Raw genomic sequence first — 23,146 nt, forward strand, 5'->3', positions numbered from 1 at the left:
TTTGCAACTTAATTGATGACAAAAGCCAAGGCTTATTTTCAGCTACTGAAGTTTCGGCTAGCTCTAACGGTAGCATTTTCTAGTGCTATTGGCTATTTACTAGGGGCGAAGGAGTTGAATTGGGGGTTAGCATTGCTAGTACTGCTCGGCGGTTTGGCCGTAACAGGTTCGGCTAATACTATTAACCAGATACATGAGGTAGACCTGGATAAGTTGATGAAGCGCACGGCTAAACGCCCTTTGCCCAAAGGTGTGCTAAGCTTGACTGAAGCCTGGGTATTTGCCATTGTAGTAGGCTGCTTCGGCCTTTTCATCTTAGGCTACTTCTTCAATCCACTTACTGCTGCTCTCTCGTTATTGTCTTTAATTCTATATGGCTTCATTTATACGCCATTAAAGACAATCTCTCCGGTATGTGTTGCTGTGGGAGCTATACCCGGCGGCATGCCTCCTTTGCTAGGTTGGGTAGCCGCCACGGGTGTTCTCGGAGTAGAGGCTTGGGTACTTTTTGGGATTCAATTTATGTGGCAATTTCCGCACTTTTGGGCTATTGCTTGGGTTTTAGATGAAGACTATAAGAAAGCAGGCTTTAAAATGCTGCCAACACCAGGCGGCAAAGATTTACGGACAGCGTTTCAGATAATGACCTACACGCTGCTTTTGATTCCTTTGAGTCTGCTACCCTTAGAGCTAGGTATGACAGGAAAAACTTCGGCGCTTATTGCGGTTGTATGCGGCGTTCTTTTTCTGACACAGACCTTTTACTTGATGCGGACCTGCTCTAAAAAGGCAGCAATGAACATCATGTTTGGTTCATTCCTTTACCTTCCAATTGTTCAGATTGCGCTGGTATTCGATAAATTGTAACAACACGTTGCTTTATGTATCCTTCTGAAACACTTACCGACAAAGAACCAGGTACAGGCGTGCATCCTCTGCGCATGCTGTTAATCCTGATCATTGTAAGCATCATCATGATGTTTGCTGCATTTACCAGTGGTTATATTGTGCGTCGCGAAGAGGGCAACTGGCTTGAATTTGATTTGCCTAGCGGCCTCTTGGTTAATACCTTGGTAATAGCTCTAAGCTCTGTTACCATGCAATGGGCTTGGTTTTCTGCACGAAAAGATAATGTGCGTCAAGTACAAATTGGCATGCTAAGCACGTTTGCCTTGGGCGTGTTTTTTCTGCTAGGGCAGTGGAATGTGTGGGGAGACTTAGTAGCCCACAAAGTGTATTTTGGAGGTACGGATTCAAATCCTTCAGGATCCTTCACATATGTGCTAATGGGTGTCCATGCCTTCCATTTGGTTACTGGGCTTGTCTTTCTCTTGATAACCCTTGGACGTAGCTTACAGTACAAAGTACATTCGCGGCAGATGCTGACGATATCCAACTGCACAATCTACTGGCACTTCTTAGGTGGGCTTTGGTTGTACTTGTATTTGTTCCTACTTTTGAACCACTGATTTCGTATTTACCCGCACGCTATGTCTACCACTTCCTCGACGCAGACTCTATCTCCGTCCGCCACTCTTGAAAAGCCGCGTACCGGTACTTGGGATGGGGGCAACGAACCATTCAAAGCAAGCTATGGCAAGCTGATGATGTGGTTCTTTCTGCTGTCCGATGCTTTCACGTTCGCAGCTTTCCTGACCGCTTATGGTTTGATACGCCACCGGCACCTAGCTTATGTCGGTAACGCGAAAGAATTCGTTTTCTCTACAGCTTATTGGCCCATTCCGGAAAAAGTATTTAACGCTTTTCCAGGCTTTCATGGTGTAGATCTGCCGTTGGCCTTCGTGGCTTTGATGACGATGATTCTCATCTTCAGCTCAGTAACCATGGTATTAGCTGTGGAAGCTGGCCAGCGAATGGATAAGGCTGATGTTCAGAAGTGGCTGTTATGGACTATTTTGTTTGGCGCTACCTTCGTAAGCTGCCAAGCACTGGAATGGTCTCACTTTATTGAAGGTACTGAGGCTGGGACTAAAATGGCTGATGGTTCCATTTTCCATGGTGCGAACCTAGCTATGAACCAATATGGTCCGCCCTTGTTCGGTGACCTGTTTTTCTTCATTACTGGTTTCCACGGTACACACGTGTTCAGCGGTTTGTGCTTGCTAACGTGGTCTTTCATTGCGACCACTAACGGTACATTTGAAAAGCGTGGGCACTACGAAATGGTTGAAAAGATTGGCTTGTACTGGCACTTTGTAGACCTCGTTTGGGTATTCGTATTTACCTTCTTCTACTTGGTTTAAAGGGTTCTTCAAGCAGAACAACTCAGTTGAGCTAACGCTCAAGATTGAACATTGTAAACTTAGAATTTCATGGCTCACCACGCAGCAAATAGTCCGGTTCAAGTTGGCGAGATTCCTAAGCCTAATACTGGCTGGATCTGGAAAACCTTCTTTATCCTAGTAGGTATTACCGCTGTTGAGTTCCTTTTGGCTTTCACAATGCCAGCTGGAACATTCCGTAACAGCATCTTCATCGTGATGACCATTCTAAAAGCCTTCTTCATCGTGGCAGAGTTCATGCACTTGAAGCATGAGACCAAAGCACTAATCTGGACTATCCTGGTTCCAATGGCATTGTTGGTGTGGCTACTGGTCGCTTTGGTATCAGAAGGATCTTCTATTGGGGAATCTGTCTTCAACGCTTTTAAATAAAGAATGAGGCCCAAGCAAACTCTATTTTTGGGCCTCCTCTTATTAGTGCCAGTACTAGGTTTTTTATTCCTAGCTACGTTTGGGACAAACCGTTACGCGCTGCCAACTTATCTTCCTAACCATGTTGACTCAATACTGGTAAAGGGAAAGTGGCAGCGCGATACTGTTTATCACCAATTAGGTGATTTTCATCTTGTCTCACAATCTGGCAGGGTCGTTAGCCAGAAGGACTTAACGGGTAATGTATATGTGGCTAGTTTCTTCTATACCACTTGTGTAGGAGCATGCCCACAAATAAGCAGTCAGTTAACGCGAGTGCAAGAGCAGTTCCGGCGCGAACCAAGAGTAAAGCTCGTTTCCTACAGTGTCGATGCTGAACATGATTCGGTAGCAGCATTAGCCAATTATGCTGAGCGTTACGGAGCAATTGCCGGGAAATGGTTTTTTCTCACGGGCGACAAACCACAAGTATATAAGCTAATTACGCAGGATTACCGTCTGCCCGAACCAACTGGTGTAGCTCCTGGTTTAGAACATAGCCAGCAGTTGTTTCTAGTGGATCGTGATAAGCGGATACGAGGAATCTACGATGGCACGAAACAGAAGGAAGTAGATCGTCTTATCACTGAAATAGGCGTCTTATTGTATACCTATGACCACGACGACACAGCCCGCCATTGAACCAGGCAGCTACACGAAATACAAGATCATCTTAGGTGCATTAGCGGCTATTGTGCCACTTCTGGTAGCTGTTCTCTACTATTTCCCCGAAACTTTTCGCATACCAGGTGCGCAGGTAAAGTTCTTACCAGCATTGAATGCTCTACTCAATTCACTGACGGCTATTTGTCTCATAGTTGGATATTACTTCATCCGGAATAAGCAGGTAGTGCAGCATCGATTGATGATGAGCAGTGCTTTCTTATTAGGCGCGCTATTTTTGGTCTCTTATGTTATCTACCACTCGCAAGTAGCTTCCACGCATTTTGGAGGGGTAGGAGCAGTGCGGTACATCTACTTTTTTCTGCTGCTCACGCATATTTCATTGGCTGTCGTGACAGTGGGCTTGGTGTTGTTTACTCTATATTTTGCGTTGACGCAACAATTCGGCAAGCATCGCAAAATTGCTCGTTGGACCTTTCCTGTATGGTTATATGTATCCGTTACAGGGGTCATCGTTTATTTCATGATTTCTCCGTACTACACCTAGGTGAAGCACGTAATCAAAAGACACTACTTAGAAGCTGAAAACCACATGAAAAAGTCATTCTTTGCTGGATTAGTAGTAATGCTGCTAGGTTCTTTGTTGAGCCTAATGCCAATCACAACTTACGCGCAATGTTCTTTGTGTAGCAGCCAAGTAGAGTCGGCGCGCACGGAAAAAGATGCTCAGGATTTCTCTGGTCTTAATACAGGGATTTTGTACCTGATGACTATTCCATATTTATTAGTTGGGGCTGTTGGTTTCTTCTGGTACAGGTATTCGCATCAGCGTAAGTAATTGGTATACTTAAGCTTTTCTATATACTTGTCTCGGTTATCAGTCTAACAACTGCTTCCAACATGAGCACTAGGAAATGCCGCCAAATGGCGGCATTTTTGTTGTTGCTCGTTTTGTAACAAGCAACGTTGCCTCTATCATTAACTTATTTTAGCTCGGTTGATATACTCACGCTCTTCTCCCTTAGTGTTGTTATTAGTTGCGGCGTTCTGTTTCCTAGGAGCGTATTTAAGCAATCATTACGGGCAAGGAACGGGTGTGTTACTTCGCACAGATGCTGCCCGGCTTCAGACATTAGTCACAGAAGCTGAACTTACTGCTGACCGTGATGCTAATGAGGTAGCTGACCACTTGCAAAAAGGGAAGCTGGATTTTAGCTGGTTTGTCGGTCGTACAACGTACCACTGTTTTGTATTCCGTGGCGAGCGGTTGTTGTATTGGTCAGACCATACTACTAAGCCTGAGCCCGAAATTGCTAATCAGAACTTTCGTGAGAAGCTAATCGATACTAGGTTTGGCCATTTTCTAGCCTTGCGTCGGGTCGTAGGTGCGTACACTATCCTGACCTACGTGCCTTTGGAGCGGCACTACGGTATCAGTAACCGGTACTTACGTGAAGGTGCCGAGCGGGCGCTGTTTCGTGGGCTAAACGTTCAACTAGTCTCTAACACCAGCAAGAGGAATTTGCCACGCTTGTATTCTTCCACAGGCGCTTACTTATTCTCCTTAGAAAGCTTACAGCCTAATCCAGTTACAGGCAAGTACCTACCATTAGCTTTGCTTCTGCTTGGGTTCGGCTTGTACTTGAATGGTTGGGTGCGGCTCTCCCAACAGCAGTTCATTCAGGGACGAACATTGTTGGGTGCTGTAACGGTAGTGTTACCATTGGCTGCATTTAGAGCTGCTTTGCTTTATTTTGGGCTGCCCTTCTCCTTCATTGAAGTCCGCATCTTCGACCCGAAGGTATATGCAGCTTCTTGGTTGTCCCCCTCACTAGGAGACTTGTTAATCAACGCGCTGCTTTTTTTGCTGGTAGCTTACTACGCATTTTTCCTTTTTCGACATTACGGCTTAGCCTCTCGGATTCAGCGCATCAACAAAACTGCATCACGAATTACGGTAGCGTCTTGCGCCGTCCTGTTATTCTTCGGCTTGCTAGAGTTGTTGTTTGATTTTTACGCTAATAGCTTCAACAACTCACAACTGGTATTGGATGTCACGCAAAACATTCAGGTGTCTGGCTTCAAGCTGTTGCTGTGTTTAGCTATTGTACTGCATACTACTGGTTATCTCATAGGCTTTTATCTATTATCCCAAGTATTCTTGGCGGCAGTCCGGCCAATCACTCGAATGCTGGGTCTGTTTCTATTGGCGGTTTGTGCGCTATGCTTTTTGCCACTCGGGTTAGTGCTATCCAAAGTTCATTTTATTCTGATAGGGCTTACGTTGGTGTTCTTCTGGGTAGTACGGTTCACCGGCTTAAAGCGAGTAGGAACGATAGTGCCATACCAGATCTATCTTTTTACTTTTTTGATGCTCAGTGTTAGCTCTATTGTGGGCTCATTGGCCCTATACGAGCGTTTCGACCACCAACTCGTATCAAGTAAGAAGAAAATAGCAGGTAACTTGCTTGTCGACAATGACTTACTAGGGGAGTATCTGCTAGGGCAACGTACACGCGAAATTGCTACAGATCCGCTGATCAGTTCTATGATGGCCAGCATCTTCACGAATCCGGAGTTGGTGCGTCAACGAATTGTCAAGTACTACCTGCGTGACTACTTCGACAAGTACGAGATTATAGTTACGCTGTTTGATGCCGCTGGTCGACCAATTAGAGGAGAGGAAAATACAGTTACCCTTGCGCAGCTTCGGAAACGGTTACTACGCGCTGCTGATAGTACTGACCAAGAAAACTTGTATTTGATACGTGGGGCTAATTCATTCAGCACCAGAAGGTATGTGGCGTTCGTACCTGTACGAACACCAGCTGGAGCTACCAGTACTATCCTGTTAGAACTGTCTTTGAAAAAGCTAACAGCTTATAGTGTAGTACCCGAGTTACTAGTAGATCAAAAGTTCTTTCAGCCAGGCCTAGGTCCTGACTTGAGCTATGCCGGTTATGAAAACGGCCATTTGGTGTACAACGAGGGAGATTTCGACTATACCAACCATCTTGACCTTCAGCAACTACGGAATCCTCGCTTGTATGACCCCGGACTCTCTATACGTGGTTTTCACCATCTAGCAGTACGTGGCCCGCAGGATCGAACGGTAGTAGTTACGACAGCCACTTACTCCTTTGGTGATTGGTTGGCGAATTTTTCCTTTCTGTTTCTCCTGCATTCATTCTTTTTCCTGTTCTGCACCGGCTTTTACATGGTTGTAGAAGGGCGCTACATCGATGTGTTTCGCGCCAATTTCAGCACCAAAATTCAGCTGTTCCTGAACCTAGGTATTGTCGTACCCTTGCTGATTGTAAGTATTGCCACGGCCAGCCAAGTCACCAATTCTTACAAGCGAGATTTACGCCGCACGTATGAACGGCGCGGCAAGACGGTGCAAGAGAACCTCTTGAAGAATCGAGCATTACTCGCTGATTCTGCTAGTCGTACCGCGTTGATCGAGCTAGCGGATAACGTTTCGAACCTCACAGAAACTGACCTCAACCTATACGATGCCCACGGGCAGTTACAAGTCAGCAGCCAGCCGTTAATTTTTGAATCTGGCGTACTGAGTCAGCTGATGAACCCACAGGCAATAGCGGCCCTAGCAGAACAAGGCCAGCCGCGGGTATTGCTAACAGAACGAGCAGGTTCCTTGTCGTTCAACTCCTTATATCTGCCTCTACGCGCTACTGCCCAAGCAGGTCACCCTGGTACCGTAATTGGCTATGTCGGTATTCCTTTCTTTGATTCGGAAAAAGATCTGGATAACAAGCTCATAGAGCTGATTAGCACCATTCTAAACATCTTCACTGTGATGTTTATCTTGTTCCTAGTGCTCACCTTCTTAGCCTCTCGTTTACTGACTGAGCCGCTCAAACTACTCACGGAGAAGCTGAAGCAAACGACTCTGACAGGGCAGAATGAAATGCTCGCCTACGAAGCATCAGATGAGATTGGCCTGCTAGTTCGCGAATACAACCAGATGCTGTTGAAGTTGGAAGACAGCAAACAAGAGCTAGCAACGCAAGAGAAAGAAGCTGCTTGGCGTGAGATGGCCCGCCAGGTCGCGCATGAAATCAAGAATCCGCTTACGCCAATGAAGCTTTCTTTGCAGTTCCTGCAAAAAGCCATAGCGGAGCGGAGACCGAATACGGAGGAGCTGATTAGTAAGATTTCACAGACGCTCATTACGCAAGTGGATGTGCTCAGCGACATTGCAACTTCATTTTCAACGTTCACTAACCTGCCAGCCATGCGGCCCGAGCGGTTGGATGTAGCGCCTATTTTGCGACGTTGCGTAGGCTTGCACCAAGGCGGTGCAGGTACAGGTGGCATCCAGCTACGGTTGCCAGCCGATGCTGATGAAGGACGCTACGTGGTTTTCGCTGATGAGAACCTGTTAGTACGTACCTTCAACAACCTGCTTATCAACGCCCTGCAAGCAGTACCTGCGGGCCGCAAGCCAGTTATTGAGGCGAGCTTGGAGCGGGTAGAAGCTAGCCGTGTGAAGATCTGTATCAAAGACAACGGTATGGGCATCCCAGAGGCGGTACGGGATAAAGTATTTGTGCCGAATTTTACAACGAAAGTTTCAGGCTCAGGTATTGGCTTGGCGGTAGCTCGGCGAGGTATTGAAAGTGCGGGAGGAAGCATCTGGTTTGAGACGCAGGAGGGAGTTGGTACGCTGTTTTATATTGAGCTGCCCCTAGCCCCGGAATAATAATTGTGAGAAGACAATTAGGTGGTATATAGTGGGTTAGCGATAAAATATGTCTTGTGGTGAGAACAAGCTGTTAAACCTAGCTTTGTACTACACCAGCCTCTAGAAACGTGTTACGCTGAGGAAATAAGCCGAGCGTGGCAACGTTTACTAGCAACTTCGTCAACATCTATTTCTGCAGCATTTGATGACAGCTTCTACGCGGCGCATTTTTCCGATAGGGTGCTGTTTGTTGCTGCTATTGTTGCTAGCTAGCGGAACTATGGCACAGCAGCTACCAGGGCTTTCGTCACGGCGAAGTCGTTGGATAGAGGTGCCTGAGGGGCGAGATACTGTCACGTTTTCGTTAACCGATACTCTGACCATAGTGCCGTCTTCTGTCTCTGTAGCTGGTCGTACGCTGCGCTATGATGCGCGGACAGAGAAGTACCTCCTTACGCGAGAAGCTAGCTCTATGGCGACGCCAATTGACAGTTTGGCTCCTAAACTCAGGGCTGATTCGGTATTGGTTAGTTACCGGGTGTTGCCCATGCGTCTTACTGCCTCGCATTACCGCCGGCCACGCAGCCTGATTGATACCTTAGGTTTCCCGAGGCGGTTTGTCAGCTACGAAGATTTTGCGGTGAAAGAGCAGATTCTGAGTACGCCTGGTATCAATAAATCTGGCAATCTGTCGCGGGGCATTTCGTTTGGAAATGCCCAAAACGTGTTTGTGAATTCTTCTCTGAATCTGCAGCTGGAGGGGAAGCTTACGGATCAGATCAGCTTAACGGCGGCTATTTCTGACCAGAATGTCCCATTTCAGCCGGAAGGCAATACGCAACAGCTCCAGGAGTTTGACCGCATCTACGTTACCTTGACGCACCCACGCTGGAATCTGACAGCTGGCGATGTTGTGCTGCGCAACAAGCCCGACTACTTTCTGCGCTTCTACAAGAACGTACAAGGTGCAGCCATCGAAACGAATTTCACGCAAGGCCCAGGGCGACGTAGCACTACCACTGTGGCTGGAGGCGTGGCCAAAGGCAAGTTTGCGTCGATTGACCTAACCCCTATCGAAAACGTGCAAGGACCCTACCGTTTGCGCGGCCCTAATGGGGAGCAATTTATTGTGGTGCTGGCCAACTCTGAGCGGGTATACCTCGACGGGCAACTAATGACGCGTGGGTTCGACTTTGATTACACAATTGACTACAATCAGGCAGAAATAACGTTTACGCCAAAGCACCTGATTACGCGCAACTCACGCCTCAAAGTAGATTTTGAGTACTCTGATTTCAACTACTCTCGCTCACTCGTTCATTTGAACCATTATCAGCAGCTAGGTCGGTTGAGTGTGCACGCAAACTATTACCGCGAGGCTGACAACCCCGACAACTCGCCTAACCTGACTTTAACTCCTGACGAGAAACAGTTGCTGCGCAATGCTGGCGACCAGGTTAGCCAAGCGGCCGATACTAGTGTGACCGCCGTCATCTTCAATCGGCAGCAGGTGCAGTATCATCGTGAATCTCGATTGGTAGCCGGAAAACGTGTGCCTGTGTACGTCTTCGCGAAAGACTCTTTACAGGCAGTTTATAATGTTCGCTTCACGGAAGTAGGACAAGGGCAGGGGGACTACCGCCTCAGTACGCAAAACGCGGGAGCTAACGGCCGCGTGTTCGAGTATGTGGAGCCTGTTGGTAGCGTAGCACAGGGTAACTACCAAGCCGTACGACTAATTCCTACTCCGCTGCTGAAGCAGATGGTGAGCGTGGGCACCACCTATCAGCTTGATTCGACAGCCAGCGTATTTGTTGACCTAGCTTCTTCGGAAATAGACCGGAACCGGTTTTCGGCTGCTTCAACGCCTGGACGCGCTTTTCGGGTTGGATATGCCGTGCAAGACCGAAAGCTGCATCTGCCCATCCTGAAGCAATATAAGTTTCGTAGCACCCTAGACTACGAGTACACCAGCCGGCAGTTTGCTCCCATCGACCGGTATCGGGATATTGAGTTTGACCGCAATTGGAGCACAACCAGCACCGTACAAGGCAATGGCTCTAATCGACCGCCGCGCGAGGACAACATCTTTAACTTCTCGGCCGGAATCGTAAAAGACCCTACTAATACGTTTTCGTACCGCCTCAGTCGGCGTTATCGTGCAGGGGAGGTAAGCGGTATTCAGCATTGGCTCGATGCTGCCCAACAGTTCGGTAATGCACAGCTGCGCGGAACATTATTCGTGCTTAATTCGCAGGCAGGGAACCGGCGTTCGACCTGGGCGCGGGGAGAAGCCTCCGGACGTTACGTAGGCGGGCCTATAGTGCCGGGCTATGCATATCGTTTCGATAAAAATCGGGTAGCGCTGCCAGGCGGTGATTCGCTTACTTCTGCTAATTATTTTGATGAACATGCCCTGTTCATTCAAAGCCGTGACAGCGCCAAGACCCGGTTTCGGCTTGACTATACATACCGGCGCGACCAAGCCCCCAATACGGAGCAAACGTCCTTATACCTGCGGGGCCGAGCCCAAACCTGGCAAGGAACGTTCGCAAGTCGCCTGGGGCGCAACCAAGATGTGAACTTGCTCTTTACCTACCGCGACCTAGCTGCCCGTGACAGTGCCCGCCAGCGGACGGTGCTCAGCAAGCTGGACTGGAACGCGAATTTCTTTAATAATGTACTGCGCTCCGAACTTAGCTACAGTGTCGCTACTGGCCGCGAGTTGAAGCGTGATTATTCTTTTTTGCCGGTGCCAGCTGGCCAAGGCACGCATTATTGGCAGGATACGAACGGTGATAAGCAGCAGCAGAAAGACGAGTTCTTTGAGGCGCAAACAACAGACGCGCAGTACCGCACTTATATTAAAGTATACTTGCCGACTGACAATTATATCGTGGCCTTCACAAATCGTTTCAGCTATCGGCTCACGAGTAGTGCCCCCCGGGGTTGGCGCGATCAACCAGGCTTACGTGGTTTCGGGGCACGCTTTTCGACCATCACCAGCGTGACGCTCGACCGCCGTACTATCGACCAAGACCTAGCTTCGCGGCTGAACCCTTTTGCTCTACAAACAGATGACACGTTGCTGCTTTCGCTGAATAAGCTCATCCGTAATACCCTGTACTTCAACCGCTCTAATCCAATTTTTGGAGCTGAATTTACGCTGCAGCAGAACCAGCAAAAGACTTTGCTAACGAATGGCAATGAGGTGCGCAACCTAGCTAGTCAGAGTATGTTGGTACGCCGCACGCTAGCGCAATCGTTCACGGGGCGTCTTACAACTACCCGCAGTGTGCGTGGGAATAGAGCTGATTACTCATCAACCAGCTTCCAGTCAGCTCGTAATTTTCGGCTGTTGATCTACGAAGTACAGCCCGAAATCAGCTATCAGCCCACGTCTACGCTACGCTTCACAGGAACGTACTTGCGCACTTCCAAGCAGAATACATTTGAAAGCGACCAAGAGACCCAAGGCACTTTCGATGAGCTAGGTATTGAAACGAGGGTGAGCCAAGTGAGCAAACGGACGATTTCGGCGACCACACGCTACGTGCGCGTGGGCTTTCGCGGTGACCAAGCCTCTCTAGTAGGCTTAGAAATTCTGAATGCCCTCCGCCCCGGCAACAACATGACGTGGAATCTAAACTTGGAGCAGCGGCTAAGCAATGGGCTAAATGTCTCGGTAGCGTATGATGGTCGTAAAGCTAACGGAGCAGCCGTTGTGCATACCGGACGGATGCAGGTTTCAGTTTTATTTTAAATAAAGTAAAGTAGACGTATCCAAAATGCTTTGCTTGCGTATTAGGCCTGAACTGTCAAAAGTATATTATTATATATATTCTTGCTTTTAACGGCTTTATACCTTAACCTTGTAATCTTAATACTTGATCTGAGTAAAGTTTAAATGGTATATGTCAAACAAACGATTTACATTTGCTCATGTGCGTGTGCTCGGAGATAGTCTGTAGGGCCTGCTTACTAAACACTTTCTACTATGAATCTTGAAGCTCCAGTATACATCGCTGGCCATCGCGGTATGGTTGGCTCGGCCATCTTGCGGCGGATGCAAAAGGCTGGTCACAAGAATTTTATCCTGCGCAGCTCCTCGGAGCTCGACTTGCGTGATCAAGCCGCAGTAGCAGCTTTCTTTGCGGAAGAGAAGCCCGTTTATGTTGTGTTAGCTGCCGCTAAAGTAGGGGGTATCCTAGCAAACAATACATACCGGGCGGACTTCATCTACGACAATTTGATGATCGAAAGCAACGTGATTCATCAGAGCCATGTGCACGGTGTAGAGAAACTTTTGTTCTTAGGTTCCTCTTGCATTTACCCGAAGCTAGCTCCTCAGCCGCTACAAGAAGATTCGCTGCTGACGGGCTTGTTGGAGGAAACCAATGAGCCATATGCTGTTGCCAAAATTGCCGGCATCAAGATGTGCGACGCTTATCGTAGTCAGTACGGTGCTAACTTCATCTCGGCCATGCCTACCAATTTGTATGGCCCCAATGATAACTATGACCTAAAAGGCTCCCACGTGCTGCCTGCTTTGCTCCGGAAGTTTCACGAAGCCAAGATCAATGGCACTCCTGCCGTTGAAGTTTGGGGCACGGGCACGCCACGCCGCGAATTTCTGTACGCCGATGACCTAGCAGATGCTTGCTACTTCTTACTGCAAAACTTCAACGAGTCTGGCTTTGTCAACGTGGGTACGGGCGAAGACGTGACCATTGCGGAGCTAGCTCAACTTGTTAAGTCTATTGTGGGCTACGAAGGAGAGCTACGTTTCAACGCAGAGTACCCAGACGGCACGCCTCGCAAGCTCATGGATGTAAGCAAACTGACCAGCCTAGGTTGGTCATATAGCACCAAGCTCGAAGAAGGCGTACGCAAAGCCTACGCTGAGTTTTTAGCCACAGCGCCTGAAGTTGCTCAGTAATAGCTGGTTATTTCCTACATTGTTTGTGGTTTCCAACCACCATACTCCGACGAATTGCTAACTAAGTAGGCGCCGCTTGCTTAGTAACAGCACTAAAATATAATCATCCAAGTCAAACAACTTTCCTCATGAAGGTCGCTCTAATCACAGGTATCACAGGACAAGATGGGTCCTATCTAGCAGAGCTGCTGCTCAGCAAAGGCTATGAAGTGCACGGGGTAAAACGTCGCACCTCCCTATTCAACACCGACCGCGTTGACCACCTTTACGAAGGCAACTCAGCCGGCGCTAAGTTCAAGCTGCATTTCGGTGACTTGTCGGATACCACCAACATGATTCGCCTGATTCAGGAGATTCAGCCCGACGAAATCTACAACCTAGGTGCCATGTCGCACGTGAAGGTGTCGTTCGACGAGCCTGAGTACGTAGCCAACGTTGACGGCATCGGTACGCTGCGCATTCTAGAGGCCATTCGTATCCTGGACCTAACCAAGAAAACGCGTGTTTACCAGGCTTCTACGTCGGAGCTCTACGGCTTGGTACAAGAAGTGCCACAGTCAGAAAGAACGCCTTTCTATCCTCGCTCGCCCTATGCAGTTGCCAAACTCTACGGCTACTGGATTACGGTAAACTACCGCGAGGCTTACGGCATGTACGCCGTAAACGGTATCCTGTTCAACCACGAGTCGCCGATGCGCGGTGAGACGTTCGTAACGCGTAAGATCACCCGCGGTGTAGCTCAGATCGTAACCGAGCTGGAAGAGTGCATCGAGCTAGGTAACCTGGATGCTCGCCGTGACTGGGGCCACGCCAAAGACTACGTAGAAGCCATGTGGCGCATTCTGCAGCAAGACGAGCCGGAGGACTTCGTTATTGCTACTGGCGTAACCACAACGGTTCGTGAGTTTGTGCGTCTGGCATTTGCTGAAGTAGGCGTAGAAGTAACGTTCACCGGCGAAGGTGTTAACGAAATTGGTACCGTTACCGCTTGCAACGACCCAGAGTATCAGCTGCCGATCGGCCAGGTAGTAGTGAAAGTAAACCCCGCTTATTTCCGTCCTACGGAAGTAGAACTGCTCATCGGTGATCCTACCAAGTGCAAAGAGAAGCTAGGCTGGGAGCCTAAGTATGACCTCGCTGCCTTGGTAAGCGAAATGGTAAGCGCCGACGTAAGCCTGTTCAAGCGCGACAAGTACCTGCTGAAGGGCGGTCACAAAGTGTATAGCTACAAAGAGTAGTTGCACCTTATTGGTAAACAAAAAGGCCGAGCTCATAAAGCTCGGCCTTTTTGTTTATACTGATTTGGGTTTGGCAAGTGAGTCAGCGGTAAACTTAGTTAGAGTGTTGCTAGCTTCCGCATGCTCTCGACTATAGCTAGCTCCGCTTGCCCGGCAGGGGCCTTGGCTGCTTCAAGCTGCCGCACGGCAGCAGCTTGCCAAGCGGGAGTAGGTTTCTCGCCCTTCTCCAGCAAGCGTAAGCGCTCTAGGCCGAGGCCCGCTAGCGTGGCAAGTTGCACCGACAGGGGTGCATATTCCCGCAGCGAGGGTTCAGTGGTCAGTAGCGGTTGTAAGAGCGCGTCATTTTTCTGCCAAGTTGAGAGCGTAGTGCGTAGCGCATTGAACGTCGTGAGCGTCTGGGCATCCTTTGGAAGCTTGCTGTTTGTGGCGGTTGCCATTGACTGAAGCAAAGCACTGATATCAACTCCAAACTGGCGGGCAGCTTCCGCTTCGGGTAGAGCAGCATCTACGAGCCGGTTCAGGGGAGTTTGGGTGGTGTAGGTAAAGCCCTGACGGTGGCGCTTATACTCCTTCACCGGCTCTATAACACCAGCCAAAACGCCTAGCGGTGCTACGTATTGCTTACCTGCGAGGCGGAGTAGAAGCTGCTCCGGCACCCGTCGATGCTGCAAACCTAAGCCGTCAAGCTGGCGCGATGCAATAGCAAGCCGGCGGTACATATCAGGTACGTCGCGTACGGTGCTAAGAGACCAGAAGCGCTCAGCAATGGCAGCCGCGCGGGGCCAGATGCGGCTATCGAGGATAGTAGAGTCTGCAAATTCGGCCCACATGGCGGTTTCGCCGCCCAATACACGCTGTTGTTGCTCCGGCGTCAAGCCGTTGTCGGCCAGGAGTGGATCGTTCAAGTAATGAGACCCAGCGCTATAATTTAGATCGATGTAGTAGCCATTGGAGAGAAGGGCGGGGTGGCCAGCTTTTACGGCTTCATACAGGGCTTTGCGGCCGCGCCAACTTTGAATGACAATTTCGGCTGGTAGATCAGGCGCCAAAATTTCGTCCCAGCCAACCATGATCTTGCCGCCTTTGGTAACGATAGGCAGCATACGGCGCATAAAGGCTGTTTGCAATGCGTGAGTATCAAACTTGCCATTCTCCTTCATCATGTTGTTGGCGCGCATGTACTCCGCAATGCGCGGGTTGCGTCGCCACTGCTGCCCGTTGTTTTCATCCCCTCCAATGTGAAAGTAAGCGTCGGGGAAAAGGCTCATCATCTCTGTGAGCAATGTGTCGAGCAGTTGATAGGTGCTTTCCTTGGTTGGGTCGATGGCAATGTTGAGCACCCCCCAACGCTGAGCCGGGGCATAAACGGAGTCATTGCTGGCTAGCACTGGGTAGGCTGAAATAAGTGCTGTCGTGTGACCCGGTAGGTCAAATTCTGGCACCACTCGAATACCACGAGCTGCCGCATAGCGAACCACGTCGTGCACTTGTGCTTGGGTGTAGTATTGTCCGGAGGCAGCGACTTGTTGAAGCTTAGGTAATAGCTTGCTTTCAACCCGGAAGCCTTGGTCGTCGGACAGGTGCCAATGCAGCACGTTGAGCTTCACCGCTGCCATCGCATCGAGGTTGCGCTTCATCACCGCAACCGGCATGAAATGGCGCGCAGCATCTATTAAAAGACCACGCCAAGCAAAGCGAGGTTGGTCGGTAATATCAACTTCAGGAAAATAGTAGCTCTTCTTTTCCTGGGTTAACAGTTGCTCCAGCGTAGCGAGCCCCCGTAGCGCACCTAGGCTGGTAGCAGAAGTAAGCGCAATACCTACTGGCGTAACGCGTAAGCTATACGACTCGTCTTCCCCGAGTTTTACCCCGCCAACGCGACCATAGCGGATAGTCAAGGCAGGTTTAGGCTGCGCGAAACCAGTTTTCTTGTTGAGCCGGGTAGCGAACCGGTTAGCTGCCGCTCGCACCGCCGGATCGGTGTCAGTCTCAAAACGGATACCTAGCTTTCCTTTGAGCGCAAAGCGACCAGCACCCCACGTAAGCTGCGCTGGCACCGGCATGAGCTGGCGAGTATCAGTAGGTTGTGCCCGCGCAATGAATGAACAAAGGAGAAAGCAGCTACAGAGCAGTAGGCGCGCTGCGCGAAGAGAAACAAGCATGTAGAAACCTCAGGTTGGAAAGCCGAAGGTATCAAAACCATTTAATAGCCTAAATCAATCCCCGCGACTTGAACTCTAGGTATTTGTTGATCGTGTTGATCGTGAGGTTTTCTGGTGCGGTGAGTAGAGCATGGATGCCGTAGCGCTTTAGCTCCCGCACAATCTGCCGTTTTTCCTGAGAGAATTTCTCGGCAATAGTTTGGTTGTAAACGTCCTCGGTCGTGTCGGCGGGAGAGTTCAGATAAGCATCTAGCTCTGTATTCTCAAAAAACACAACCAGCAGTAAGTGGTCCTTGGCCAACCGCCGTAGGTAGGGCAGTTGCCGTTGCAAGCCACTCAGTGTTTCGAAATTGGTAAATAGGATCAGCAAGCTGCGCTGGCGGATTTTAGCTTTGATATTTGTGTAAAGCAGCTCAAAATCGGTTTCCAGATATTTGGTACGCTGCCGATAAAGCACTTCCAGCAGCTTGAGCATGTGCCCACTGCGACGGTCGGCGGGCACGATGGCGCTGAGCTGGTTTGAAAATGTAACAAGACCTGCTTTATCGTGCTTGATGAGTGCGATGTTGCTGACGACTAGCGTAGCGTTAATGGCATAATCTAGCAGACTGAGGCCAGCAAAGGGCATGCGCATCACCCGACCCTTGTCGATGAGGCAATATACCTGCTGGGCACGCTCATCCTGAAAGTGGTTGACAACTAAGGTATCAGAGCTGGCACTGGCGCGGCGGGCAGAAGCTTTCCAGTTGATGGTGCGCGGGTCGTCGCCGGCTACGTAAGGCCGAATTTGCTCAAACTCCATGCTGTGACCCACGCGGCGGATTCGTTTCACCCCCACTTCCGTCAGGCGGTTGCTGATGGCCAGCAACTCGTATTGGCGCATCTGCAAAAACGACGGATACACGGGCACCACCTGATCTTGGTCGTAGCGAAAACGACGGCGCACCAACCCGATGGGAGAGGCTACAAATACATTGACGGCACCGAATTGGTACTCGCCGCGCTTCGTGGGCCGTAGCTGGTAGCGGATAATGGCCGTGTCGCCTGCTGGCAAAGCAGCCCGAAACAACACGTCGCGGCGCTGGAACTGCACGGGTATCTCGTCGATAGTTTGCGTGCTGACGGGAAAACGGTAGTGGTTCTCCAGGTAAATAGCAATGTCGTTTTCGCTCCCATTAGCGAGCTTATCGCCTAACACGCGGCGCCCAAAGACGTGCCCTGCTCCGTTTTGGCCTGGCGTGTAGAGTAGCAGCACATCTAGCAGCGTAAGTACTGCTAGCAGCGTTAACGCTATTTGGAAGGGCGCAAGCAGCACCGGCAAGAAAAAAGCCACTACCAGCCCAATTACTACAACCGCTAAAGCTAGAAAGAAGCGTGGGGTGAGAAACATGTCAAGTAGCAGTTACCATTTGCCCTGTTCAATCAGATAAGAATTGAGCAGGCGCTTAGTAGGAGATGATAGATTTTAGCTGATAAATGGTAACTGATTAAGCGAAATTACCTAGGTACTTCTAGCTGCTGAATAATCTGCTTTACCACATCGTCGGGCGAGACGCCTTCCATTTCGCGCTCTGGCGTAAGCAGAATACGGTGGCGTAGTACGGCCGGCGCCAGGAACTGCACATCCTCGGGTGTCACGAAGTCGCGGCCGCGTAGCGCTGATAGGGCTTTGGCGCCATTGAGCAGAGCTAGGGATGCCCGAGGCGAGGCACCTAGGTAGAGAGCCTTGTGCGCCCGTGTGCTGCCAACAAGCTGGGCAATGTATTCCAGCAGTTTCGGCTCGACGTGCTGCTGGCGAACTTGCTGACGCAGCTCCTGTATATCAGCGGCGCTTAGAACTGCATTTACCGCTTCGAGCGGCGTACCACCAAAACCTGCATGGTGTCCTTGCAGGATAGCTACCTCTTCGGCTGTCGTTGGGTAGCCGACGTTGATCTTGAACAAGAAGCGGTCGAGCTGGGCCTCCGGCAGGCGGTACGTTCCTTCTTGCTCAATGGGGTTTTGCGTTGCCAGTACCAGGAAGGGCTCCTGCATGGGGTACGTAGTGCCATCCTGCGTGATGTGGCGCTCTTCCATTACCTCAAACAAGGCGGACTGAGTCTTGGCCGGGGCCCGGTTGATTTCGTCGATCAGGACGACGCTCGCGAAAATGGGACCGGGCCGGAATTCAAATTCTGCTTTGTTGGGCCGAAAAACTGAGGTGCCAAGCACATCCGACGGCATTAGGTCGGGAGTGAACTGCACACGACTAAACGGAATAGCTAGGGTGCGTGCCAGGAGTTTAGCCGTCAGGGTTTTTGCTACGCCGGGTACACCTTCCAACAACACGTGACCATCAGCCAAAATAGCTGTGAGCAACAAATCCAGCAGCGTCTGTTGGCCCACAATAACCTTCCCTAGCTCCCGACGGATGGCGTCGGCGCTAGCTTGTAGCTTGCCAAGATCGGCTCGCGGCGCAAACCCCGCGGGTACGCTGGGCAATGATTCACCCAGGGGCATCTGCGGAGAATCGAGCGAAAGAGAAGGAGATTCGTTTTCCATTAGATGGATAGCTTTTGCAGGATAGATAAAGGGAAATTATTAGCAGAAACGAGGTCAACGCGCATCGCGCCGAAAATCACTGATGCGTCTACTTAGTACAAGTAGCTCCTGATCGGAGACGCGGGGCGCTGTGCGGGCAAAATTGATCAGGCGCACTAGCTCATCGATGCGCGTTCGGGGAAGGCCCGTTTTGTGCGCGAGTCGTTCGCGGAATTGCTCATCAGCTAGGTTCTGCGTGTCCTCCTGAAACTGCGTACGGATATATTCCAGGAACAAGCTGATCTTCTTCTCGGCAATGAGCTGGTGATTGTTGCCCTGCTGATACAGCGACGCAATGGTGCGCGTGAAAAGCATCGTAGTGTTCGGCAGGGGCTTCACCACCGGAATAATGCGCTGCCGCCGCTTCGCTTCAAACGCCATGAACAGTACCACGCCAAGCAAGCTAGCATAGAAAGCGGTGCGCAGCGCTGGGTAGCGAAGCACCACACGCAGCAACGATTGTTGCCCGACGCGGCCCTGCTTCTGGTACTCATCCCACCAGATGGTACGTGGGGCTGGCAAGTAGGAGAGACCTGCAAAGGCAAAGTCGCTGGTTTGCGGCCGGAGCACATACAAGTTGGTGAAGGCAATCGGAACGGAACATAGGTAGAAATTGCCGCGGCCGTGCGGAATGTGTAAAAGCACCGGATGGTTTCGAGTGTCCGCCGCCAGCACCCTAGGTTGGGTGGTGGCGCTATCAAGTAGGAAGTGAGCCGCTGCTACTTGCCTAGGGTAGCGAAAACGGCGCTGCGAAGTTGGTCCTCCTGGCGTGAAGCGCAGCGTTACTGAGTCAGTGCGCAGCACGCCCATGCCGTTGCGCAGCGTGCGCACGCGGGCATACGTATCGGTGTCGAAATGCAGCGTATCGCTTAGTTTGGCGTCAAACTCCTCAGCGGCGATGAATACATTATTGCCACTGGCGACGAAGCGGAGCAGGACGTTGCAATCGAGTGAATCCAGCTTGAAAATACTGTTGACGAAGCAGTAGTTCACATTGGGAGTGAACGTCTGGCTACTGTCAATGCTAGGATTATCGGGGCTGGCACCAGGGTACAGCTGATTGAAGATCGGCTCGCGCACCGTTTGCACGGGGCGCTTGAACAGGTCGGGTAGCAGATCGAACAGCGCGTAGGTGCCGTACGGAATCTTGTCGTGGTTGATGAACGTAGGCGTACGATCAACCGGCTTCGGCTGGTTGTACTCCGCCACCACATAGGCTCCGAACAAAACCAGTAGTCCTAGCAGATACAGTTGAAACCGACGGTTTTTCATCAGGCGGCGCGGGTCGTAAGAAGCTGCAACAAAGCCTCTCGAGCTTCGCGGGCGAGCGTGTAGTGCGACGCCGTAAGGGGCAACTCGCCGTACCAGGCGTATTCAAATTGCCGGGCTACTTCGCGGAATGCCACCGGCAAAGGTCCGGCGGGCAACTCGGCTAGGTAGTCGGCATTCGTTTTCTCCGGTCGCCAAGTAAGCAGGCTGCGGTCGGTGAGTTGCTTCAGAACACTCAAAAAACCGAGTCGCACAGCCAAGCGGTAATCGCCTGCTGCTTCCGCCTCTGCGATACGGACGGGGAAATCAACGGCGTGAATGTCTTCCCCTTCGGTGGTGTAGGCAAGCGGCATGCGCTGCGGATTGCGGCCAAAGGCGCTTGTGAGATCAACTTTAAGCAAGCGCAACACAATGAAGATGAAGGCAACGAGGAAGGCGCCGTACACGACGTAGCGGCCGCCATGCTGGTACACAGGGCCGTTGAGCGTGCGACCCAGCCAGCGTCGCAAACGGTGCAAAAACAAATCCCAGGCGCTAGCTTGGGGCGCTACCTCCGTTTCGTATTGCAACTCGCGCTGGCTGCGCAGGTTTTCCAGATGAGCCGCCTTAGGACGGCGCAACGATACGGGTGGCGCAGCGTTGGTCGGCACAGAAGACGTTACCTGCGCAGCTAGGGGAGCCGCCGAGAGCAGCGCGCCTAGCTGTATAAGCAGCAGTAAGGCGAAGCCAATGCGCCGCGTATGGGCAGAAGCTAGCTTAAAAGCAGGTAAGAAGAGGCGAAAAGGCAAAATGCTCGAGGGGAAGCGGGTGGCGACTAGGTGATTTTAGGAAAGTTACACGAAACGCCAAGCTTAATAGTCTCCTTCTTCCTCGGGCCGGTAATGGTCGGTGGGGTGAAGTGGCACAGGCTGGGCCGGTTGACCAATACGGTCGACCAAGGAATGCAGGCCTTCGCCGTCTTTCCGCTCAACCAGGTTGAAGTATTGAAAAGCTAGCCCAATAAAGATTAGTGGGTAGATGAAAAGCATGACAAACGTGCTGAGCGCATTAGCCGCCACGGTGAGGATTGGGCTAAGCGGCGTTTCGTGCGTCGAAAAGATGGACCAGGCATTCAGTAGACTCACCGGAACTACTATCACGGAAGCTAGAATACCTAGTATGATGCTCAGCACGAAAATCAGCCCGAACGTAGACCACCACTTCCCCCAAATCAAGTAGAAGCAACGGCGTAGCGTAGCAAGAAAACCGCGCTCTTCCCGTACCCAGATGATAAAGAACAAGCTGAGCGCCACCACAACGTATAGAATAGCAATGTTGAGGAAGGGCGTCAGTAAGCCCAGAAAGCCCAGCGCGGTGAACTGCTGCTGCGCGGCCAGCACTACAAACAAAAAGAATGGAGAAGCGAGCAGCCCAATGAATAGCGCTAAGCCCACCATGGCGCCGATAGTCCCGAGCAGCCGACTACGCACCAGCGCCCACACCTCCGGTACCGTCACTTCCGTCGTGGGGTCTTCGTTGCGCAGCCGCAGCACCATGTAGCCGTACACGGTCAGGATCATGAAGCTGATCGTGACGAAGCCCGTTAGCGCCAGCACTATATAGAGCGGAGAAGACAGCATCGTGCTAACTAAGGACCAAGATGACTTATAGCCGTCGCCGTTGGCCGTAGAATAGCGTTGCAGGAAAGAGCTACCTAGGTAATATTGGAACAAGCCGTTGGCGAGGCCGCTCAGCAGTGCCATCGGCAGCACAATATAGAGCAAGCACTTACCCAAAGGCCTAAAATGCGCCCGCACGAAGTCGAACGTAGCTTCGAGCTTCTGGCCGAAATCGCGCTCTTTTAGAAAGTCGGCAGGTTGGGTAAAGGCAAGACGCGGCATAAGGATCTAGGATCGTGAGTTGGCGGCAAGGCGCTGTACTCGAATGGGATAAAGAATAAAATACCAGACAATAAAGCAGAAGGAACTGCCAATAATAAGCAAGCTTACGCCCAGCGGCATCTCGGTGTGGCGCGTCACGAAGCCCTCCAGAAACCCGGCCACCACGAAAATGGGCACTAGGCCGATAGCTAGCTTCAGGCCGTCGCGCGCCCCGCGCCGAAATGACTCGGTACGGGAGAAGGTACCCGGAAACAAGATGCTGTTGCCCATCACAAAGCCCGCGCCACCGGCCAGCACAATGGCCGAAATTTCGAGTGTGCCGTGGATCCAGATAGTAAGGGCGGACTGAATACCTAGCCCTTTGGCAACGAAGAAATACTGGAAGGCACCGAGCATCAGGCCGTTGGTGAATAAAGCGTAAGCCGTACCGAACGAAAGAAGCGCCCCCATGGCGAACGTGCGGAGCGCCACAAAAATGTTGTTGGCGGTGATGTACAGAAACATCGACGTTTTACCAGCGCTTTTGTACACGGCCATTGGGTCGCCGCGCTCAATGTTGTGCAGCGTTTGGTTTACGTACTGATCCCCGAGGATCACGCGCACAAAGGTGTCGTCGTAGGCGGCTGAGAGCGTGCCGATACCAGTAGCAATAAGAAAGAAGACCAGAGCCCAAGCCAACTGCCGGTGCGAACGGGCAACTAACAGTGGCAGCTCGCGGCGCCAAAACTGGCCAAAGCGACCCGTCCGCTCCTTTTTGTTTTTGTAAATGGCTTGGTGTAGCTTGCCTGTAAGCTCGTTGAGGTATTGCGTCGTGGGCGACTCAGGATAAAAGGTGCGAGCAAACGACAGATCATCGGTAAGTTCGATAAATCGCGCAGCCAGTTCATCCGGATCTTTGGCGGGTTCTGCTTCGTAGAGGCGCCACTTGTCGGCATTTTGCCGCAGAAATACAGCTTCGCGCATAAATATTGAACACAAGAATAAAGAGGCAACTCTTGGCGAAAGCCGGAAAAAGCTACTTAGACAAATATA

18 protein-coding genes are annotated in these 23,146 nt (G+C 50.9%); 11 read left to right on the plus strand and 7 right to left on the minus strand.

From position 1 onward, the window contains the following. The first annotated feature begins 15 nt into the window (after positions 1-15). The 11 genes from cyoE to gmd all read left to right on the plus strand — a co-directional run bounded on the left by cyoE (position 16) and on the right by gmd (position 14,223). Positions 16-867, plus strand: a complete 852-nt coding sequence (gene cyoE / locus SD425_RS06075) for a heme o synthase (RefSeq protein WP_324676476.1) — start codon at positions 16-18, stop codon at positions 865-867. Between the two features lie 14 nt (positions 868-881). Beyond that, positions 882-1,469, plus strand: coding sequence for a cytochrome c oxidase subunit 3 (locus SD425_RS06080; RefSeq protein ID WP_324676478.1), 588 nt, complete (start codon positions 882-884; stop codon positions 1,467-1,469). A gap of 21 nt (positions 1,470-1,490) precedes the next feature. Beyond that, positions 1,491-2,264 (plus strand): cytochrome c oxidase subunit 3, encoded by a 774-nt coding sequence (locus SD425_RS06085; protein WP_086593127.1) that lies wholly within the window; start codon positions 1,491-1,493, stop codon positions 2,262-2,264. A gap of 69 nt (positions 2,265-2,333) precedes the next feature. After that, positions 2,334-2,675 carry a cytochrome C oxidase subunit IV family protein gene (locus SD425_RS06090; RefSeq protein ID WP_324676482.1) on the plus strand — a complete coding sequence of 114 codons (342 nt, stop codon included), beginning with the start codon at positions 2,334-2,336 and terminating at the stop codon, positions 2,673-2,675. Positions 2,676-2,702: 27 nt separating this feature from the next. Further along, positions 2,703-3,356: an SCO family protein gene (locus tag SD425_RS06095; protein ID WP_324676484.1), complete on the plus strand. Its 654-nt coding sequence runs from the start codon at positions 2,703-2,705 to the stop codon at positions 3,354-3,356. Further along, the gene (locus tag SD425_RS06100) at positions 3,328-3,885 is read left to right on the plus strand and encodes a DUF420 domain-containing protein (protein ID WP_324676486.1); all 558 of its coding nucleotides are present in this window, start codon (positions 3,328-3,330) and stop codon (positions 3,883-3,885) included. Before SD425_RS06095 ends, SD425_RS06100 begins: the two co-directional genes overlap by 29 nt. 45 nt (positions 3,886-3,930) lie before the next feature. Next, positions 3,931-4,176, plus strand: a complete 246-nt coding sequence (locus tag SD425_RS06105; RefSeq protein WP_324676488.1) for a hypothetical protein — start codon at positions 3,931-3,933, stop codon at positions 4,174-4,176. 1,533 nt (positions 4,177-5,709) lie between these two features. Then, entirely contained in the window at positions 5,710-8,064 is a 2,355-nt protein-coding gene (locus SD425_RS06110) for a HAMP domain-containing sensor histidine kinase (protein ID WP_324679496.1), read from the plus strand. 454 nt (positions 8,065-8,518) lie between these two features. Further along, positions 8,519-11,809, plus strand: coding sequence for a hypothetical protein (locus SD425_RS06115; RefSeq protein WP_324676490.1), 3,291 nt, complete (start codon positions 8,519-8,521; stop codon positions 11,807-11,809). A 234-nt stretch (positions 11,810-12,043) separates the two neighbouring features. Next, a complete protein-coding gene (locus SD425_RS06120) occupies positions 12,044-12,985 on the plus strand; it encodes a GDP-L-fucose synthase (protein WP_324676492.1) in 942 nt (313 codons plus the stop codon). Between the two features lie 128 nt (positions 12,986-13,113). Further along, positions 13,114-14,223 carry a GDP-mannose 4,6-dehydratase gene (gene gmd, locus SD425_RS06125; RefSeq protein WP_324676494.1) on the plus strand — a complete coding sequence of 370 codons (1,110 nt, stop codon included), beginning with the start codon at positions 13,114-13,116 and terminating at the stop codon, positions 14,221-14,223. A 98-nt stretch (positions 14,224-14,321) separates the two neighbouring features. Here the strand turns inward: gmd and SD425_RS06130 are convergent, their stop codons facing one another. The 7 genes from SD425_RS06130 to SD425_RS06160 form a co-directional block, all read right to left on the minus strand. Continuing rightward, entirely contained in the window at positions 14,322-16,385 is a 2,064-nt protein-coding gene (locus tag SD425_RS06130; RefSeq protein WP_324676497.1) for a beta-N-acetylhexosaminidase, read from the minus strand. A gap of 49 nt (positions 16,386-16,434) precedes the next feature. Further along, positions 16,435-17,775 carry a DUF58 domain-containing protein gene (locus SD425_RS06135; protein WP_324676499.1) on the minus strand — a complete coding sequence of 447 codons (1,341 nt, stop codon included), beginning with the start codon at positions 17,773-17,775 and terminating at the stop codon, positions 16,435-16,437. Positions 17,776-17,882: 107 nt separating this feature from the next. Continuing rightward, on the minus strand, positions 17,883-18,884 hold the full coding sequence (locus SD425_RS06140; protein WP_416381036.1) for an AAA family ATPase: 1,002 nt from the start codon (positions 18,882-18,884) through the stop codon (positions 17,883-17,885). A 96-nt stretch (positions 18,885-18,980) separates the two neighbouring features. Next, on the minus strand, positions 18,981-20,237 hold the full coding sequence (locus SD425_RS06145) for a DUF4350 domain-containing protein (RefSeq protein ID WP_324676503.1): 1,257 nt from the start codon (positions 20,235-20,237) through the stop codon (positions 18,981-18,983). After that, entirely contained in the window at positions 20,237-21,022 is a 786-nt protein-coding gene (locus tag SD425_RS06150) for a DUF4129 domain-containing protein (RefSeq protein ID WP_324676505.1), read from the minus strand. The genes SD425_RS06145 and SD425_RS06150 overlap by 1 nt, the downstream gene beginning before the upstream one ends. 63 nt (positions 21,023-21,085) lie before the next feature. Next, positions 21,086-22,114 carry a hypothetical protein gene (locus tag SD425_RS06155; protein WP_324676507.1) on the minus strand — a complete coding sequence of 343 codons (1,029 nt, stop codon included), beginning with the start codon at positions 22,112-22,114 and terminating at the stop codon, positions 21,086-21,088. A gap of 6 nt (positions 22,115-22,120) precedes the next feature. Beyond that, positions 22,121-23,077 (minus strand): stage II sporulation protein M, encoded by a 957-nt coding sequence (locus SD425_RS06160; protein WP_324676509.1) that lies wholly within the window; start codon positions 23,075-23,077, stop codon positions 22,121-22,123. Positions 23,078-23,146 lie beyond the last annotated feature (69 nt).

The organism is Hymenobacter sp. GOD-10R, from assembly GCF_035609205.1.
Lineage (GTDB): Bacteria > Bacteroidota > Bacteroidia > Cytophagales > Hymenobacteraceae > Hymenobacter.